We start from the raw sequence: 19,132 nt of genomic DNA on the forward strand, positions 1-19,132 counted from the left end.
TGCGTCGTATTGTCTATTTACTTTTAAATTTTTAATCCCCCCAGTTCGTTTACCTTGTTAATTTAATACATACCCTTTTTATTAGGACGTAAACATGTATTATCGTTTTTGTATGTAAAAATCATAAAATATCGGTTGTTTCAGTGATTCTTGTTTGAGGAAGAAAAATAAAAAAGCCAAGGAGAAAATTTATTCGCTCCTTGGCTTTTAAGATATTTCTTTTCGTTAAAACGAAGAAACGCGTTGCTTCGTTTTTGGTACAATAATAAATTTGATCCAGAGTAACCCGATAATCATAATGATAAGGCTATGTAAAAATTGTCCCGTAGCAATGAGTATAACAATTGAAAATACAATGAGATGAATGCTTAGCAATATAAAGATTAAGTGAAGAAATTGATTCATTCGTTTCTCAGTATCAATTGGATATAATGCTACAATAATATTTCCCGAAAAATATTTCCATAGGGAACGGAGCTGCATAGAAATCATATATAGGACGATATATGCGATAGCGCCTTTTACGTATATGTTTGGAATAAAGTATAGAGCGAAAGCACCAATCAGCCCTAAGCGAATATATATACCGAAATAATCATTCCCGCGTAAAAATGCTAGTGTATATAAATAGAAGAAAGTTGTTCGTTTTTTATGTAATAAAGGTTCAATCCAAGTTGTAAGCCATTTTCTTTTATTTACTTGCTTATTTAGTTGCGGAACATCGGTGAAGATGCTAGCAAATTGATAGAAACGAACGTTCATTTTTTCTTCTTGCTCGATTATGTAATCCCACGGTATTCGTTTTGTAGGCTGTTTTTTTGTATATAGAAGTAGGAAAGCGAGTAGTAAGAGTAATCCGCCCAATATGAGAACATTTGCCGCATAAAACAGCATGTAAATGATTAGGGCGTTACAAGTAATACGAATGATCAGCCATATATTTTTCTCGTGACTATCACGCCACATCCAATGTATGTAGATGTTCCAAGCTTTCGTAATCATTAAAACGATAAAGATTGTACATAAGAAAGGAACCGTTAATTGCAATGATTGCAGGGCAAGTGGAACGAGAATAAGGAACGTAAATAATAATGGGAAAAGCTGAATGATATAATTGTATAGAAGAGATTTTTTGAAATAAGATGTTAATTTCTCTTCTAGTGCTAGTAAATAGACAGCATCAGGTTTTTGAATAAATGTACGGATCGGGCATCTCGTTATAATCGCTGTTAGGACGATTGTAATAAGTAATAAAGATAGTCCTTTAGAAGGCGCTGTCTTAAGAAACTTTGCGTAATAGTAAGCACCTATACAGGCAACGAAGATAAAGCTATATAGTAAACCGTTAATCATACGTGCAAAGTATGTAATGATATTTTGCATATGTTGTTGGAAGCGGCCGCTCCATAGTGATTCGATTGACATGTTTTTCACCTCTTTGTTCTATTATATATGTTTTGCAAAAGAAAAAACGAGCAAATTGCGTTATGCAACTTGCCCGTTTTTCTTTTCGTTATTTTTTTTCTGATCACGATTCATTAATGGATAGAAGGCAAAGCCGATTACGAATAAACCAATTCCGAGAAGGAATGTTTTTATATCGGATGCACCAGTTTTAATAACCCATAGTGCGTAACAAAGTGCGATCACTGCGACTATACCATCTGTAATTCTTGCCCGCATTTCATTTTTATACGTTTCACCAGTTGCGACTAGTTTTAACTGGAAGATTGGTGAAACGAGATATGGAATGAGGTAGGCCAGTGTTGATACGGTAATAACGAATGTATAAGCTTCCGCAATGGTTCCTGATAATGTTGAGAATAAGAACACTTGCGACATAATGTTTGTTAATCGTAATGAGTAAATTGGACTTCCTTTTTTATTTGTTTTTGTGAAGAAGGAAGGGAAGAAACCTTCTTTTGCTGCTTGATACGGTACTTCTGAGCTTAATAAAATCCAGCCTAAGATAGAACCGAACAGGGAAGTAAGAGCAAGTAATGCCATAAGTTTCCCGCCGCCATGACCCATTGCAGCGTTTAATGCATCTGCTAATGGACGTTCTGAAGCTTGTAATGTATCAACGTGAAGGACACCCATTGTTAAAATTGTAATTCCTAAGTAAATCGCAACTGTAATAAGTAATCCAGCAACTGTTGCGCGTTTTACCGTTTTTGGAGAAACAGCACGGTTTGATAAAAGAACCGCCGATTCAATTCCGATAAATGCCCAAAGCGTCGTAAGAGCAGCTAAGTTTACTTGTGAAAGTAGGCCGTGTGATACACCTGATTTATCAATCATCGGTGTGTACCATTGTCCAAACTTAGAAGCTTCGAATGCAAATAACGTAACGACGATAAATAAAAGGAATCCAGTTACTTTCGTTGTTGTTGCTAAGAAGTTTAGCTTTCCAGCTCCGCTTACACCGTTTGTTAATATAATATGAGTTCCCCAAAGTAAGATGGAACAAATCGTAAATGTAATTAGTTTTCCGACTTCTACGTTAAAAGAACCGATTGAAAATAGTAGTCGTGTATCTTTCATAATTGGGAAGAAGAGTGATAAATATCCCGCAAATGATGTAATGATGGCAACGTTACTTGCCCAGTTTGCAACCCAATATCCCCATACCATACTGAAACCAGCCATTTTTTTCTTTTTTGGTGTTGAGAATAAAGCATATGCATGACTTTGTGGTCCTGTCGTTAAATCAGGACGACGAATTGCTAAATTACCGAAAACAAGAGCTAGCATTAAAACACCAAACCCTGTTGTTAACCAAGCTAAAGTGACACCGAGAGGGCTTGCTGTTTGTGCCAACGTACTTGGCACCATGAAAATACCAGCGCCAACCATGTTACCGACAACGAAAGCTGTGAGTACCCAAAAGCCCCATTTTTTTTGTTGCATAGAAAATACCTCCAAAGTTAGTATAACCAAGTCAAGCGAGGAGATATGTATGTCTTCCTGAGTCAGGAAGAGAAGTCCCAAACAAAACAAAAAAAGCACGTAATTTGCCGCTACATGCTTTCTATCTTATAAGAAACCCACGACATACCTCTCGATAGCTCTCCACAAACGAAATGTTTGTGACAGTTCTGCACTTATTAAATGCAGACCCAGCAAGCGTGCATGGTGGACACAACTTACTTCGGCAATCATTCCTTTCTCATTCCTTCATCAATGCCACTACATCTCCTGAAATGATACTCTTAATGACTGCAACCTCTACCTCACCGAGATACGAATGAGGATTTAAATATTAAATTAACGTATTTAAGAGTAACAAATGAATTTTTATACGTCAATGGATATGGTAATAATCAGATTATAGAGAAGAGTTTGTGATTGGATGATGGAGGGATTATTGTACAGTGTTTAAATTTTCATAATATAATAAATGTTATTGGCGCTAGAAGATTGAGAAGGGGATGAAGTATATGTCTGTATATAATAAGAATTCCGTAATTGGTGTATTAGATTCAGGGGTAGGGGGATTAACAGTTGCGAGTGAAATTATAAGACAATTGCCTAAAGAGAGCATTTATTATATTGGTGATAATGAGCGTTGTCCGTATGGGCCAAGAAGTGTAGAAGAGGTACAATCTTTCGTATTTGAAATGGTTGAGTTCCTCAAACAGTTTCCGTTAAAAGCTCTAGTTGTAGCATGTAATACTGCTGCAGCTGCTGCATTGACTATGCTGCAAGAAGCACTTTCTATTCCGGTTATTGGCGTTATACATCCGGGAGCAAGAGCGGCAATTAAAGTGACAAAGAAAGGGGAAATCGGAGTAATTGGAACTGTAGGTACGATAAAATCTAATATGTACGAAAAAGCATTGCATGAGCTTGATACATATTTGAAAGTGCATAGTCATGCGTGCCCGACTTTAGCTACAGTTGTAGAAAATCAATTAGAAGATACCGCATATGTAACACAGCAAGTGAAACAAGCTTTATTGCCATTAACGAAAGAAGATATAGATACGTTAATTCTTGGATGTACGCATTATCCACTTTTAGAGTCCTATATAAAAAAGGAACTAGGAGAAGATATAACGATTATTAGTTCTGCAGAAGAAACAGCGATAGAGTTAAGTACCATTTTACAGCACAAAGGAATTTTGTCTGACAATCTGAATTCGGAGCATCGCTTTTTTACAACAGGCTCTGTTTCATCATTTGAACAGATTGCTGAGAGTTGGCTAGGGTATCGAATTTCTGTAGAATGTGTGAATTTACCTATGAAAAATGCTCGCATCTACAACTAGGCTTTGTTAAAGTACTTTTTGTTCAATTTGCATAAGAAGGAAAAAATGCACCTTTAATTGAAAGGATTAAGGTCATTTTAATGAAAGGAGAGGTTTGATTATGGAATTATCAAGATCTCAATTATTTGCTTTACAGTACATTTCAAAATATGCAGAGAACGAAAAACGTGAGGCTAAAGCAACAATTAACCATATATTGAAAATGTCTAATATTACTGATGAAATGTTTGAAGAAGCTGTCGTGCATTTAAAATCAAATGCGAGGATTGCTTTACACTTTCATCCAGACAGATTAGATTCGAATATGAAAAATATTGCTGAGGCACTGTTTGAGCAAGGCATATATAAAAGTCAGTTTGAAACATTGCTATCTAATGGGAGTGTATCTGCTTATCCGGGTGGTGAACGTGACCTTTGGGAAAAGAGAATATTTGGAGGCGCATATCAATTGGAAGGCGTAACGAATAATGAACGGCCTAAATATGGGGCATTAAATGTAATGTTACATCCAGATGGACCTGCCCCGCGTTTTGGATCATGTTATTTTCTCTTATCTCCAAAAGTTTCTTATCGCTCTACATATACGTATTTAGACTCGCATCAAGATCCAAAAGAAAAGGGTACTTATGAAGAGTTTGATATGATTTTAGCTGCTCTTTTGGAAGAGACATTCGTAAGAGATTTTGCAATTGGTGAAGGGAATTTGACTCCAACGAGACTCATTCATCATTTAATGGATAACCTGGAAAGGCCGTTTATAGATTTCGCAGATAAAGAGTCAGCTCGTAATCTTAATCATTATATTGAAGCACAGATTCATGGAGATATTTCTCTTAAAGAAGATGTGGAAGCACTTGTTGTAGATCCTTCATTTAAGGGTACGAATGTAGGTAGAACTTTAGAAGAAATTTGTCTGAAGTATTCTATTGATTTGTATTGGCACATGGGTTTTGTACTTACGGTGGATGAAGTTCCGATGGATTTTAGAGGTTCAAAAATGCCATCTTTGGCAAGACGCATTGCACGAAATAATTGTATCGATGCACATATAATTGGCTCTGCTGTAGTGGATTTGAAACGCAATCCATTATCTTGGAGTGATCGTGGAACTTATGAAGAAGTGCTTCAGGAATTAAAATTATTATGGCATGTTTTAGTTCGATTTGGAAAACCAAATTGGAAGTAGAACTAAATACTCTGTTTTTTGGAAGTATCTATATAGAAAAGAAGCTGATCTAAAATAGATCAGCTTCTTTTTATAAGATTAAACTAAGTTTAATACAGTTACTTTTTCACGTGTCATAGACTCAAGGCTCTTACGAATACCTTGTGCGCCCATACCTGAACCTTTTACACCGATGAATGGGAAGTGGTCAGGGCCGCGCTCTGTGCGTCCGTTAATTTGAACAGAACCAGTTTCGATTTTGTTAGCAATTGCAAATGCTTTGTTAATGTCTTTAGTGAAGACACTTGCTTGCAGACCGAACTCTGATTTGTTAGCAATTTCAATTGCTTGTTCATCTGAAGAAACACGGATGATTGGAAGGATTGGGCCGAATGGCTCTTCCCAAGCAACTTTCATTTCTTCTGTTACGTGGTCGATTAATGTTGGGTAAATTAAGTTACGCTCACGTTTGTTACCGATAACGATTGTAGCACCTTTTTCTACAGCATCGTTAACTAAACCTTGAACGAAGTCAGCAGATTTATCGTCGATTAATGGAACGATTGTGCTGTCTTGTTCTGGAGATCCAACTGATAGTTTAGCTACTTGCTCTTTTAATAAGCCAACAAGCTCGTCCGCTACGTTTTCATGTACAAGTACACGTTTAATAGCTGTACAACGTTGACCAGAGTAAGAGAATGCACCGCTTACGATATGGTTTGCAGCATCTTGTAAGTCAGCATCTTCACGAACGATACCAGGGTCTTTACCACCAAGTTCTAATACAAGTGGAATCATTGCAGCTTTTTTCGCTAAATGTTTACCTGTGTTTGTACCACCTGTGAACGATACCATATTGATGCCTTCATGTTCTACTAAGTAGTCACCAATTACAGAACCGCGTCCTGTCGCTACGTTTACAAGACCTTTTGGAAGGCCAGCTTTATGAAGTGCTTCAACCATTTTAATCCCGCTAATTGCACCTTGAGTTGCTGGTTTGAAAATAACAGCGTTACCCATAATTAATGCTGGTGCAAGTTTTGCAGCAGATAAGTTTACTGGGTAGTTAAATGGTGCGATTGCTAATACAACACCAAGTGGTGCGCGTTGGATGATTGCAAGTTTAGATTTCGTTCCGCCAGGGAAGCTATCGCCCATCATGCTTTCTCCGTGCATATGTAAAGCTTCTTCGATCGTGTAACGAATGAAGTCAGCTGTACGAACAACTTCTTTCTTCGCATCTTTATATCCTTTACCGACTTCTTTCATAATGATATCGGCAATTTCATCTTGCATATTTACGAGCTCATCAGCCCATTTATATAAATATTTTGCGCGATCTTGTAGAGAAGCTTCCGCCCATGATTTTTGAGCTTCTTTTGCAGATGCAATTGCTTCATCTACTTCTCCGCGAGTAATTGCTTGTACTTGTCCAATTACTTCGTGTAAGTATGGAGATGGAATTTCGATTGTTTCTCCTGAAGAGCTTTCTCTCCATTCTCCGTCTAAATAAAATTTGTACGTATTGCTAGTTGTCATGATTAGTCCTCCTAAAATAGCAACTTGTAAGAGTGAGTATAAGGTGATTGTAGGGTGTTTGATAACATTTTTCAAATGAAATGTTTGTGAAAACGATTTCTTATTCTTTTTTTATTTTGTATGCCCTTTCTTACAGAAGATTCCCTTATTTCAAAATGATGTAGCGTATATTTTTGTTCGGTGTGTAAAAAAATAATTGACAGAATACTCAATAAAGTTGTAAGATTATAAATGGAAAATAAATGAAGGGGGTGTGCGTAATGATTGTAATCGTAAATGTAATGGGCTTAGCTCTGTTAAATGGCAGAAAACATTCATATCATTACGCAACCCGTACGGATATATAGGGCATCTTTGTCTTATAAAAAGCGTACGTTGCGTATATCGTAACGTACGCTTTTATGCATTTCTGTGCATATCGTCAAGCGGCGGTATGCTTTTTTTTGTTTATTTTCCCTTGTATGGTTCCGATAAAAAACTTTGGAAGGTGGAAAAATGTGATGAGATTGTATGGGTTACGAAATGTAAATGTGATGGGTCTGGATAGTGGATAAAGAAATGAGAGGTAAACGAGTATGAGAAGGGAGAGGTTACATTGTTATCAGTATTACTAAAGTTAAAATGGTTTTTTAAAGAACATTGGAAGAGATATAGTATCGCTATTGGAGCTCTTTTAATTGTGAATATAGTTGAAGTCATTCCTCCGAAAGTGTTAGGGGTTACGATTGATAACATAAAAACAGGAACGTTATCCAACGAAGCAATTATGCAATCTATTCTTATCTTAATAGGGGTTACGATCGTTGGATACGGTCTTACTTTTGTGTGGCAACACCAATTGTTTGGCGGTGCATTCGTACTGGAGAAGACGATGCGCTCTAAATTTATGGGGCATTTACTTAAGATGACACCCACGTTTTATCAAAAAAATCGTACTGGTGATTTAATGGCGAGAGCGACAAATGATTTAAAAGCAATCGCTATGACAGCTGGTTTCGGTATATTAACGCTAGTGGATTCGAGTTTATATATGCTTACGATTGTCTTTATGATGGGATTTACAATTAGTTGGGAGCTTACATTTGCGGCACTTATACCGCTTCCGATTATGGCGTATGCGATGAATATATATGGAAAGAAATTGCATGAAAGATTTACAGTTGCGCAAGATGCGTTCGGTGATATGAACGATAAAGTACTAGAGTCAATAGCTGGTGTGCGCGTGATTCGTGCATACGTACAAGAAAATGCAGATCAAGAAAGATTTCATCATTTAGGAGATGACGTCTACGAAAAAAATATGAAGGTAGCTAGAATTGATGCACTATTCCAACCAACTGTGAAAATGCTTGTTGGTCTTAGTTATTTAATTGGTTTAGTGTACGGTGCATATCTTGTATTTCAATCAAAGGTGACACTTGGCGAACTTGTTTCCTTTAACGTGTATTTAGGGATGATGATTTGGCCGATGTTTGCAATTGGGGAATTAATCAATGTTATGCAAAGAGGAAATGCGTCACTCGACCGTGTGAATGAAACGTTAGCGTATGAACCAGATGTAAAGGATCCGAAAAATCCAAAGCTTGTACAAGAGCCGGATTATATTCAGTTTGATGACGTTACCTTTTCATATCCTTCATCAACTGAAACAAATTTAAAAAAGGTTTCATTTACATTAAAACAAGGGGAAACGCTTGGGGTTGTTGGAAAAACAGGAAGCGGAAAAACGACGCTTGTACGTCAGCTTCTTCGTCAATATCCACTTGGAGATGGGGATATTGCAGTCTCTGATGTGACGTTAGATAAAATAACGAATGAAAATGTACTTGGATGGATTGGGTATGTACCGCAGGAACATATTTTGTTCTCAAAAACAGCGAGGGAAAATATTTTATTCGGGAATCGAGAAGCGACGGAAGAAGAACTCGAGAAAGCGATTGAAATTGCGGCGTTTACAAAGGATTTAGAGTTTTTACCAGAAGGATTAGAAACGCTCGTTGGAGAGAAAGGTGTTTCTTTATCAGGAGGGCAAAAACAAAGGATTTCAATTGCGCGAGCTGTTATTCAAAATCCAGAAATTTTAATTTTGGACGATTCTTTATCAGCTGTTGATGCTCGTACGGAAGCAGCGATTATCGAAAATATAAGAACAGAAAGAAGCGGAAAGACGACGATTATTACGACGCACCGTTTATCAGCCGTACAACATGCGGATTGGATTCTCGTTATGGATGAAGGTGAAGTAATAGAAGAGGGTACGCATGATCAGCTTATCAAAAGCGGAGGCTGGTATGCTGAGCAGTTTGAAAGACAACAAGGTGAAAGTGAAAGTGCGGATAGCGGGGTGAAAATATGAGTGTTTCAAAACGATTGTTTCAATATGCGATGAAAGTGAAAGGGACGATTTTTGCAGCGATGCTAATGTTATTTATTTTCGTCATCGCAGAGCTTGCTGGTCCTTTCGTCGCAAAAACGATGATTGATGATCATATCGTTGGAATTGAGAAACCTTGGTATGAAACAGAAAAGAGTGAAGAGGCTGTTTCGTATAATGGTACCTTTTATAAGCGAAGCGATCGCTTTGAAGAAGGGGAGAAAAAAGGAAAAGAAGTACGTGTGATGCAAGTTGGTTTTCAATATTATTTTGTACCGAATAAAGTAAATGTGGAAGGATCACGGACCGTGAAAGGTGATATGATTACCGTTCAAAATGGTAAGGCGGTGCAAGTGTATAAAGCGAAAGCATTAACGAAAGAAGAAGTGTTTGCGTTTTATAAACCAGAAATAAACCGTCTATTATTACTTGGTGGTGGCTATTTCGCTTTATTAGTAGTCGTTTCATTATTTGCATACGGAAAGCAATTCTTCTTACAGAAGGCAGCGAACAAAATTATTCAAATTATGAGGGAAGATGTCTTTTCTCATATTCAAACGTTGCCGATTCGTTATTTCGATCATTTACCAGCAGGGAAAATCGTGTCGCGTGTAACGAATGATACGGAAGCCATTCGTGATCTATACGTAACGGTACTTGCGACATTCGTTTCTAGTATCATCTATATTATTGGGATATTTGCCGCGCTATTTTTACTTGATGTAAAACTGGCAACGCTATGTTTACTCATCATCCCAATTTTAATTGTTTGGGCGATCCTTTATAGAAAGTATGCGTCTGTATATAATCATAAAATGCGCTCACGTTTATCTGATATTAACGGAACAGTGAATGAATCCATTCAGGGTATGCCGATTATTCAAGCGTTCCGTCAAGAGCGTGAAACGAAAAAAGAGTTTGAAGAATTAAATGGCGATTATTTTAAGTATCAAAATAAAATTTTGAATTTAAATGCCGCAACTTCTCATAATTTAGTGTCTGTATTAAGAAATATCGCTTTCACAGGTGTGATTTGGTATTTCGGTGGCGCTTCATTAAGTGCTACAGGCGTCATTTCTTTAGGGATACTGTATGCGTTCGTTGATTATTTAACACGATTGTTCTCACCGATTACAAATATGGTAAATCAGCTTGCTAATTTAGAACAATCGCGTGTTGCATCAGAGCGTGTTTTTGAATTGTTAGAGGAAAAAGGGGAAGCAGTAGAAGAAGAGCGTATGCCTCGCTTACAAGGAAATGTGAAGTTTGATAATGTGTCGTTTTCTTATAATGGAAAAGATGAAGTGTTAAAAAATATTTCTTTTGAAGCGAAACAAGGCGAGACAGTGGCACTTGTCGGTCATACTGGATCAGGAAAAAGTTCCATTATGAATGTACTCTTTCAGTTTTATGAGTTTGAAAAAGGAAAGCTTACAATTGACGGTCACGACGTAAAAGAGATGCCAAAACAAGCAACTCGTGAACATATGGGAATCGTACTGCAAGATCCGTTTTTATTTAGCGGGACAGTTGCATCTAATGTAAGTTTAGAGAATGAAAACATTTCAAAAGATCGCATCATAAAAGCATTGCGTGATGTTGGTGCGGAAAGATTTGCGAACAATATAAATGAAGAAATTACGGAGAAAGGAAGTACTCTTTCAACCGGAGAACGTCAGCTTATATCGTTTGCTAGGGCACTTGCTTTCGATCCAGCCATTTTAATTTTAGATGAAGCGACATCTAGTATTGATACAGAGACAGAAGCGATGATCCAACAAGCACTAGAAGTTGTGAAAAAAGGAAGAACGACATTTATTATTGCTCACCGACTTTCAACAATTAAAAGCGCAGATCAAATTATTGTACTTGATAGAGGAACGATCTTGGAAAAAGGTTCTCATGATGAATTAATGAAAAAGCGCGGGCGTTATTATGATATGTACAAAACGCAAATGGAAGGTAATCAGAGCGCTTAATATGTATAGAGGAGAACTTGTGATTTTCACAAGTTCTTTTTTTAGTGAATCATGACAGTTAAATAAGAAGTATTGTTTTACCTTTTTCTTTATAAATGCTATATTAAAAAATGTTACTTATTTTTTGTATGTAGCGTTATTTTCCCCTTTTGTTTGATTATGAAGAAAAAGGATAAACTAAATAAGAACATTTTCATTGAAAAATTGTTCAAGATTGCATACAATCAATATAGTTTTTAAATTCCTATCAGAATACTTGGAGGATTACCATCATGAAAAAATTATTTTCAGTTCTTGCAGTAACTACATTAGCAATCGGGATTGTAGCGGGCTGCGGTAAAGAAGAGAAAAAAGATACAGCTAGTCAAGACGCGTTACAAAAGATTAAACAAAGCGGTGAACTTGTAATTGGTACAGAAGGTACATATCCACCATTTACGTTCCACGATTCAAGCAATAAATTAACTGGATTCGATGTTGAATTAGCAGAAGAAGTTTCAAAACGTTTAGGAGTAAAGCCTGTATTTAAAGAAACGCAATGGGATAGCTTACTTGCTGGTTTAGATGCAAAACGTTTCGATATGGTTGCGAATGAAGTTGGTATTCGGGAAGATCGTCAAAAGAAATATGATTTCTCTAGCCCATACGTTTCCTCTTCAGCGGTATTGGTTATTGCAAAAGATAAAGATAAACCTGCTACATTTGCTGATGTAAAAGGATTAAAAGCAGCACAATCTTTAACAAGTAACTATGCAGATATCGCTAAGAAAAATGGCGCGGAAATCACGAATGTAGAAGGCTTTAGCCAAGCGGCAGAATTATTAAACACTGGCCGTGTTGATTTTACAATTAATGATAAATTATCAGTGTTAAACTATTTAGAAACGAAGAAAGATGCAAAAATTAAAATTGTAGATACAGAAAAAGAAGCGTCACAAAGTGGATTCTTATTCCGTAAAGGTAGCGACAAGCTAGTACAAGAAGTAAACAAAGCGTTAGAAGATATGAAAAAAGACGGTACGTACGACAAAATAGCGAAAAAATGGTTCGGTGAAAATGTATCTAAGTAGTGCATTGGTTTCAGATCGATTGTCTACTTGGATAGATATTATGCAGTCTTCCTTCATGCCTATGCTGAAGGAAGCTGTTTTTACAACAATTCCATTAACGCTTATTACATTTATTATCGGGATTATACTTGCGACGTTAACGGCGCTTGCACGTATTTCAGGTAGTCGTATTTTACAATGGATTGCTCGTATCTATGTATCTATCATTCGCGGAACGCCACTTCTTGTACAATTATTTATTATTTTCTATGGTCTTCCAACTCTTAATATTGAAGTTGAGCCATATACAGCAGCAGTTATTGGATTTTCATTAAATGTCGGTGCATATGCATCTGAAATTATTCGTGCTTCGATTCTTTCCATTCCGAAAGGGCAGTGGGAAGCAGCTTATACAATTGGGATGACATACCCGCAAGCGTTAAAACGTGTTATTTTACCGCAAGCAACGCGCGTATCAATCCCGCCGCTTTCAAATACATTTATTAGCTTAGTGAAAGATACTTCATTAGCATCGTTAATTTTAGTAACGGAAATGTTCCGAAAAGCGCAGGAAATTGCGGCAATGAACTACGAGTTTTTAATTGTTTATTTTGAAGCAGGTCTTATTTATTGGGTTATTTGTTTCTTACTATCAATCGTACAGCAGATGTTAGAGAAGCGTTCAGAACGCTACACGTTAAAATAATCCTTTTACAAAAGGAGTTTTTGTTTTTATGATTTCAATTCAGCACTTACAAAAAAGTTTCGGAGATAATACCGTACTAAAGCATATAGATTTATCAGTTGAGAAGGGCGAAGTTGTTGTTATTATCGGGCCGTCTGGGTCTGGTAAAACAACATTCTTGCGTTGCCTTAACGTATTAGAAACACCAAACGCAGGTAACATTCGTATCGGCAATAAAGAGCTTAACTTCTCTCAAAAAGTATCGAAGAAAGATATTGTTAACCTTCGTACGCAAACAGGTATGGTATTCCAGCACCATAATCTATTTCCGCATTTAACAGCACTTCAAAATGTAATGGAAGGGCTCGTTACAGTGAAGAAGATGGGGAAAGAAGAAGCGAAGAAAAAAGCCAACTATTTCCTTGAAAAAGTTGGTCTTGCGGATAAAGTAGACTTATATCCGTTCCAATTATCAGGCGGACAACAACAGCGCGTTGGAATTGCTCGTGCACTTGCGATGGAGCCGGAAGTATTACTATTTGATGAGCCGACGTCAGCGCTTGATCCTGAACTTGTTCAAGAAGTTCTGAAAGTAATGAAAGAACTTGCTAAAGAAGGCATGACGATGGTCATTGTAACGCACGAAATGCGCTTTGCACATCAAATTGCAAACCGCGTTATTTTCATGGATGGCGGTGTCGTTGTCGAACAAGGTACACCAGAAGATGTATTTACAAATCCAAAAGAAGAACGTACGAAGAAGTTTTTACAAATGTTGCAATAAATTAAGGAAGGTCTCAAGGCATATGCCTTGAGACCTTTTTGCCATATATATTTATTTGTGGAATCCGCCAAGGCTTTGCTCAGCCATTGCAACTAGACGTTTTGTAATTTCGCCACCAACAGAACCGTTAGCACGAGCCGTAGAATCTGCTCCTAATTGTACACCAAATTCTTGAGCGATTTCGTACTTCATTTGGTCGATTGCAGCTGTTGCTCCTGGTACTACTAATTGATTTGAAGAATTTTGGTTTGCCATAGGAATATATCCTCCTTAGAGTTATAAAAATTTTTTTTGGTTGGACTAGCTGGAGTTGAACCAGATTATCGCCCCGGTTGGCGCTAATCCATCGGTAATTAAGTTTGTACTCATAGTATGGATGTTACCTAGAAAGATATACAAAATAATAATTTGTAAATTTTGTAAAAAAATCTTAGTGATTTCGTAAAGTATGAAATAAGAGTAATCGTTGTATTTTTAAGAAAAAAGGCTAAACTAAGAGCGTTATGAAATATGTTTTTCTTTTTGTATCCCGTTATTTGGGGGCAAATCATTAACTTCTTATTTATTACAATTAAATCGGTAGCAACTTCATAGTTCTATTTTGAGTAGGAATGGGACAGAAGACCGCTCCTATGCATAGATAGATGCTTGTAAATGATAACGTATGGAGGAATCGTGATGGGAATTTGCCCGCTTTGCAACGCATTAGAATCACAAACATATTCTTGTCAAAATTGCCAAGGTATACTCCAAGATTATGGGAAGGCTGTAGATTACATAGACGATTATAGTGCGTATATGGACCAAGAATTATTAAGTGCAGTAGATGGATTAGCACATAATAATTCAAATGAATACTGCAATCATATTTTTTATTGCGGAGTATGTAACGTAGAAACAGAGGTTGTAGTCAAACTTGTGTAAATAGAAAACTTCCACCTTATGAATGAGGTGGAAGTTTTTGTTTTCGTATTTGTGAGTGAATCATAGGGGACGGGATATGCTCGGTGCTTGAGGAAGATGCTGATTTTATTTGAGCCATTTTTTCTTTTGCATCGCGCAAAGAATGTTCAGTTAAGTAGATGGCATATTCGTAAAATAATTGGCGCGTCAGTTCACTTTGCTCTTTTAACTTTTCATCTTGGAATACAGTTCGCCCAGGCTTAGAGTTTGCTTCAAAGAGCCACGGATTTTCCTGCGTGTCTAAACCGATATCAAAACCGATTTCTCCAATATTTCCGGTTACTTGTTCATCGAGCGCGTAACTGATTTGTAAGGCTGTATGTTTTAATTTATTTTCAATTTGAACTTGTTTTGTTGAATCTGGAAAAAGTTCTTGCAGTAATTTTGTATCACCACCGCTATTTACATGCGTTGTTAAGCTACCTTTGCCAGCAATTTTTGCGACGATCGCACTGACCATCCATTGCCCGAAATGATTTTTATTTGTATGAATGCGGAAATCAACAGGTTGCCCATCGAAGCGAAGTAAGGGAATACCTTGTTGTACGATAAACTTTTTTAAATCATGTCCTTTTAACACATGGTTCAGAAGCGTTTCTAATGATTGGTACTTTCTTAGTTTATTTTCTTCATTTTCACGATAACGACAGTAGTAGCAATTCTCTGCCTGAGAATAAAATAGTTGATGAATATTTCTACCGAAGCTGCCGTGAATCGGTTTCATGTAAATCGATTTATACGTACCGAGAAATCGTTCTACTTGTTCGAAGTGTTGAAATGTTTCTGTGTTTGGTAATAATGGCATGATTGCATCATCTTTCATAAGAAGTTGATGCACTTCCCATTTATTAAAAAATCCTGGATTAAACCATGGAATAGCATAGTCATGCTCTAATTTTCTTTTTGCTCTTACGATTGGTTTATAATTTTCGGCTTTACGATTTGGTAATCGGTCATAAATGACATTCGGCAAAGGGACTTTTTTCTTTATCCACTGCTGCTCTTGAAAGAAATATCCTTCAATTGTTTCGTCTTCCCAGTCAATATGTTGCACACCAAAAACAAATACAAATGGTCGCAAGGTGAATGGCGGCGTTAGTAACTCGCCAAGGGATGTTGAACGGTTTCCTAAAGGGTTAGAAGAGTCATCGTTAAAACCAGTTGTAAAAATCCCGATTAATGGTCCGAAAATAATGGTTTCATTTTGAGTGAATGCATGGATAGTAGTGGAATGAGGAAGTAAAAGCTTTTCTGCAATTTGTTGTCCGATAATGATTTCGCGAGTAAAGGAATAATGAATTTTTACATCTTCACTTGCAACATGGCGTACGCCGAAGGAAAGAGATGTAATTGGTGGTGTAATGGAAAAAATATAAGGTAAAGTAATACTATTTGGATGCTCATCTGAAATATTTAATGTATATATGTGCTCTTTCAAAATGGGTTTACCCCCTTTCATTATGGTGTAAAGCGACTAAACTTTAATGGCCCGTGATATATTTTTTCGGCTAATGAATCACTATGACGAATGTAATGTTCGTACGGGGGAATCGTGTTGACATACATAAGCCAAATTGCCCCTTTTTGATCCATAATAGTGGAAAGCTCTAGCTCAAATAACGAAGAATAAGATTGATCTAATGTTTGAAACACTTCATTTATAATGTCTTGTAAAGCGTCCTGTAATAATTGTACACCAGTGCTAGATAGTACGTATTTAATTTTTGAAAATGCATGTAGAGAGGAATCGTCTGTTGCCGACAGTAAAAGTTGATTCGGAAATGAGCTTTTTTGTATAAATTGGCCGATAACGTTCCACTTCTGTTCTTTATTTTTTTGTAAAATGGTCCGAATATGAAGCGGGTATGTTAATTGATTTGGTGGTTGCAGCATTGTATGGGTGATGTAACGTGCTGATCGTATATTAGATTTGTACCAACATATAAATTCATCAGTCCGTTTCATTTGAGTAGAAGTATGATAGGCATCATTTATTGTATCAACATGAAACGTTTTATTTTTATAAACGACCCGGTACAGACTTTCATTGGAATGTGCGTTAGTAGGACGTATAATAATATCTTTTGTTTTTAATAACAGTTTGAAAATATTTTGTATCGTTGCTATTTCAAATTTTGGTATATAAGGAGATAATTTTTTGTTCGTGAGAAATACATCATGTAGTTTGCTTAAGTCAATGAGTGTGTTATTTAAAAAGGTAGTGATAGGACGGTTGTGTAATGAGTGAATAATTGATTTTGCTTTTTCGAAGTCTGTTTCCTCGTTAAAAGAAGAACGATCGTATATATAAGAAGGAATAGGGAATATTTGCTCTTTCCATTTTCCTGTATCAGTATCATAAATCAGACCAGAAATAAGATCTGTTTTAGGATCAATACCAAACGGCGTAAACTGGGCAACGACATTATGATAAAGCCGAGCGCGTTTAGCGATTTCGGTGTAATACATTTGCTCATAATGAGGGTGAGAAGTTAAAATACCGAGAACCAACGAAATCACTCCTTTACTAACAAAATGTTGACATAATAGGCGAAGCTATATATTGCAAATACGTTTTTATACCATTATACTTTTGTCCGTATGATGATATGCTATAGTTTTGGAGAAGCGAAAGGTTGATTGTAATGAATATATGGTTAAGTATGTTAACGACGACAGGGCTCGGAGCAATTATCGGAGGATTCACAAATCATTTAGCGATAAAAATGTTATTTCGTCCTCATCGTCCTATTTATATTGGTAAGTTTCAAGTGCCATTTACACCAGGATTAATTCCGAAGCGCCGTGATGAGCTTGCTGTTCAATTAGGGAAAATGGTTGTAGAGCATTTGTTAACGCCAGAAGGAATCGGAAAGAAGCTAACAAATGAAGAGTTTCAAAAAGGTTTAATCCAATGGGCACAAGTAGAAGTGGATAAAGTAATTACGAATGAACAGTCGTTAAGACAAATGTTAGAAAAATGGAACGTAGCGCATGTAGAAAAAGAGGCAACCGAGAAAATCGAACATGTGATTACAGAAAAAATAGAGGCATTTTTAGCGGAGTACTATACATATACATGGGAACAGGCTTTACCTCATTCTGTTCATGAAAAAATAGAGAATGCGATCCCAAATATCTCGGCGTTTATTTTAGAGCGAGGGACTCAATTTTTTGAAAGTGAAGAAGGGAAAGCTCGTCTTTCAAAAATGATTGATGATTTCTTTGCTTCTAGGGGAACACTGCTTAACTTAGTCGGAATGTTTTTAGGGAATGTAAGTGTAGTGGATCGTGTGCAGCCAGAAGTCATTAAGTTTTTAGGGCAAGATGGCACAAAGCAGCTTTTAACTGATGTACTGCAAAAAGAGTGGGAGAAGTTAAAAGGAAGAGATGTAAAAGAATTAGAAACGTTTGTAGAAAAAGAAATGATTGTAAGCTCCATATTGTCAGCAGTTAAAGTGGAGGAAACAGTGAGTAATTTTTTAAACCAATCTGTGCAGCAAGTATGTGAGCCAGTTCGAGAAACAATCATGGAAAAGGTAGTCCCGAGTGCAGTAACGAAAGGCTTGAAGTGGGGGACAGAAAACGTAGCGAGTATATTAAATAATCTCCACCTTGCGGAAATTGTCCAGCAAGAAGTGTCTACATTTTCAACGGAGAGACTAGAGGATTTAGTTCTGTCCATTACAAAAAATGAACTAAAAATGATTACGTATTTAGGAGCATTATTAGGCGGAATGATCGGACTCGTGCAAGGACTGCTATTGTTGTTTCTTAGATAATAAGATGAGTACATAGAAATAAAAGTGAAATTTCTTCACATCTCTTGCATAGTTTGATATGGTAAGAAGAGGTGCGTATGTAAATGCACGTAAAAGGCAGTGCGAGAGAAAAGCGCTAGCCTTCTAAAGGAGGAAAAATAAAATGACAAAAAACATTCATGATGTAGCATATGAATTACAAAAAGCAATCGCTGAAAACGATGATTTCAAAACGTTAAAAGAGAGCTACGCAGCAGTTCAAGCTGATGCAGCTTCAAAGAACTTATTCGATGAGTTCCGTACAATGCAACTTAGCCTACAACAAAAAATGATGCAAGGTCAAGAAATCACTGAAGAAGACAACCAACAAGCACAAGAAGTTGTAGTTCGCATTCAACAAGATGCTAAAATTACAAAGTTAATGGAAACTGAGCAACGTTTAAATACAGTTATCACTGACGTTAACAAAATTATCATGAAGCCACTTGAAGAATTATATAACGCGCAACAACAAGCGTAATGAGAGAAGACGCTCCTAGTATAGGGGCGTCTTTTTTGTGAT

The 19,132-nt window shown here is 36.7% G+C and carries 16 protein-coding genes and 1 riboswitch; of the genes, 10 read left to right on the forward strand and 6 right to left on the reverse strand.

Translation table 11 applies throughout. The annotated features are described in order from the left end of the window. Positions 1-225: 225 nt before the first annotated feature. Both ATN06_RS04515 and ATN06_RS04520 read right to left on the reverse strand, forming a co-directional pair. A complete protein-coding gene (locus ATN06_RS04515; protein ID WP_060629693.1) occupies positions 226-1,425 on the reverse strand; it encodes an ABC transporter permease in 1,200 nt (399 codons plus the stop codon). 60 nt (positions 1,426-1,485) lie between these two features. Then, on the reverse strand, positions 1,486-2,910 hold the full coding sequence (locus ATN06_RS04520; protein ID WP_060629694.1) for an amino acid permease: 1,425 nt from the start codon (positions 2,908-2,910) through the stop codon (positions 1,486-1,488). A 147-nt stretch (positions 2,911-3,057) separates the two neighbouring features. Then, positions 3,058-3,239, reverse strand: a riboswitch (Lysine riboswitch). A gap of 201 nt (positions 3,240-3,440) precedes the next feature. On the opposite strand from ATN06_RS04520, the gene racE reads away from it, so the two are divergent. Both racE and ATN06_RS04530 read left to right on the forward strand, forming a co-directional pair. After that, a complete protein-coding gene (gene racE / locus ATN06_RS04525) occupies positions 3,441-4,271 on the forward strand; it encodes a glutamate racemase (RefSeq protein WP_060629695.1) in 831 nt (276 codons plus the stop codon). 100 nt (positions 4,272-4,371) lie between these two features. Further along, on the forward strand, positions 4,372-5,457 hold the full coding sequence (locus tag ATN06_RS04530; protein ID WP_060629696.1) for a DUF3626 domain-containing protein: 1,086 nt from the start codon (positions 4,372-4,374) through the stop codon (positions 5,455-5,457). A gap of 78 nt (positions 5,458-5,535) precedes the next feature. Here the strand turns inward: ATN06_RS04530 and gapN are convergent, their stop codons facing one another. Continuing rightward, complete coding sequence (gapN, locus tag ATN06_RS04535) at positions 5,536-6,975, reverse strand: NADP-dependent glyceraldehyde-3-phosphate dehydrogenase (protein WP_060629697.1); 1,440 nt, start codon at positions 6,973-6,975, stop codon at positions 5,536-5,538. A gap of 595 nt (positions 6,976-7,570) precedes the next feature. Between gapN and ATN06_RS04545 the strand changes: the two genes are divergently transcribed. From ATN06_RS04545 to ATN06_RS04565, 5 genes are all read left to right on the forward strand, one after another. Next, positions 7,571-9,331 carry an ABC transporter ATP-binding protein gene (locus ATN06_RS04545; RefSeq protein ID WP_060629698.1) on the forward strand — a complete coding sequence of 587 codons (1,761 nt, stop codon included), beginning with the start codon at positions 7,571-7,573 and terminating at the stop codon, positions 9,329-9,331. Beyond that, the gene (locus ATN06_RS04550) at positions 9,328-11,328 is read left to right on the forward strand and encodes an ABC transporter ATP-binding protein (RefSeq protein ID WP_060629699.1); all 2,001 of its coding nucleotides are present in this window, start codon (positions 9,328-9,330) and stop codon (positions 11,326-11,328) included. Before ATN06_RS04545 ends, ATN06_RS04550 begins: the two co-directional genes overlap by 4 nt. 272 nt (positions 11,329-11,600) lie before the next feature. Next, positions 11,601-12,398 (forward strand): amino acid ABC transporter substrate-binding protein, encoded by a 798-nt coding sequence (locus ATN06_RS04555; protein ID WP_000732853.1) that lies wholly within the window; start codon positions 11,601-11,603, stop codon positions 12,396-12,398. Beyond that, positions 12,385-13,083, forward strand: coding sequence for an amino acid ABC transporter permease (locus ATN06_RS04560; protein ID WP_000281495.1), 699 nt, complete (start codon positions 12,385-12,387; stop codon positions 13,081-13,083). The genes ATN06_RS04555 and ATN06_RS04560 overlap by 14 nt, the downstream gene beginning before the upstream one ends. A 28-nt stretch (positions 13,084-13,111) precedes the next feature. After that, positions 13,112-13,846: an amino acid ABC transporter ATP-binding protein gene (locus ATN06_RS04565; protein ID WP_029441704.1), complete on the forward strand. Its 735-nt coding sequence runs from the start codon at positions 13,112-13,114 to the stop codon at positions 13,844-13,846. Positions 13,847-13,897: 51 nt separating this feature from the next. Here ATN06_RS04565 and sasP read toward each other — a convergent pair whose 3' ends face one another. Beyond that, the gene (gene sasP / locus ATN06_RS04570) at positions 13,898-14,101 is read right to left on the reverse strand and encodes a small acid-soluble spore protein, SasP family (RefSeq protein ID WP_000013338.1); all 204 of its coding nucleotides are present in this window, start codon (positions 14,099-14,101) and stop codon (positions 13,898-13,900) included. A gap of 423 nt (positions 14,102-14,524) precedes the next feature. On the opposite strand from sasP, the gene ATN06_RS04575 reads away from it, so the two are divergent. After that, positions 14,525-14,770: a hypothetical protein gene (locus tag ATN06_RS04575; protein WP_060629700.1), complete on the forward strand. Its 246-nt coding sequence runs from the start codon at positions 14,525-14,527 to the stop codon at positions 14,768-14,770. Positions 14,771-14,786: 16 nt separating this feature from the next. Here ATN06_RS04575 and ATN06_RS04580 read toward each other — a convergent pair whose 3' ends face one another. After that, complete coding sequence (locus ATN06_RS04580) at positions 14,787-16,247, reverse strand: YheC/YheD family endospore coat-associated protein (RefSeq protein WP_060629701.1); 1,461 nt, start codon at positions 16,245-16,247, stop codon at positions 14,787-14,789. Between the two features lie 20 nt (positions 16,248-16,267). Then, positions 16,268-17,320, reverse strand: a complete 1,053-nt coding sequence (locus tag ATN06_RS04585; RefSeq protein WP_060629702.1) for a YheC/YheD family protein — start codon at positions 17,318-17,320, stop codon at positions 16,268-16,270. Between the two features lie 134 nt (positions 17,321-17,454). Here ATN06_RS04585 and ATN06_RS04590 point away from each other — a divergent pair, with 134 nt between their 5' ends. Next, on the forward strand, positions 17,455-18,591 hold the full coding sequence (locus tag ATN06_RS04590) for a DUF445 domain-containing protein (protein WP_140350556.1): 1,137 nt from the start codon (positions 17,455-17,457) through the stop codon (positions 18,589-18,591). Positions 18,592-18,733: 142 nt separating this feature from the next. Continuing rightward, a complete protein-coding gene (locus ATN06_RS04595; protein WP_060629704.1) occupies positions 18,734-19,090 on the forward strand; it encodes a YlbF/YmcA family competence regulator in 357 nt (118 codons plus the stop codon). Positions 19,091-19,132: the final 42 nt, after the last annotated feature.

Source organism: Bacillus thuringiensis, assembly GCF_001455345.1.
GTDB classification, from domain to species: domain Bacteria; phylum Bacillota; class Bacilli; order Bacillales; family Bacillaceae_G; genus Bacillus_A; species Bacillus_A thuringiensis_N.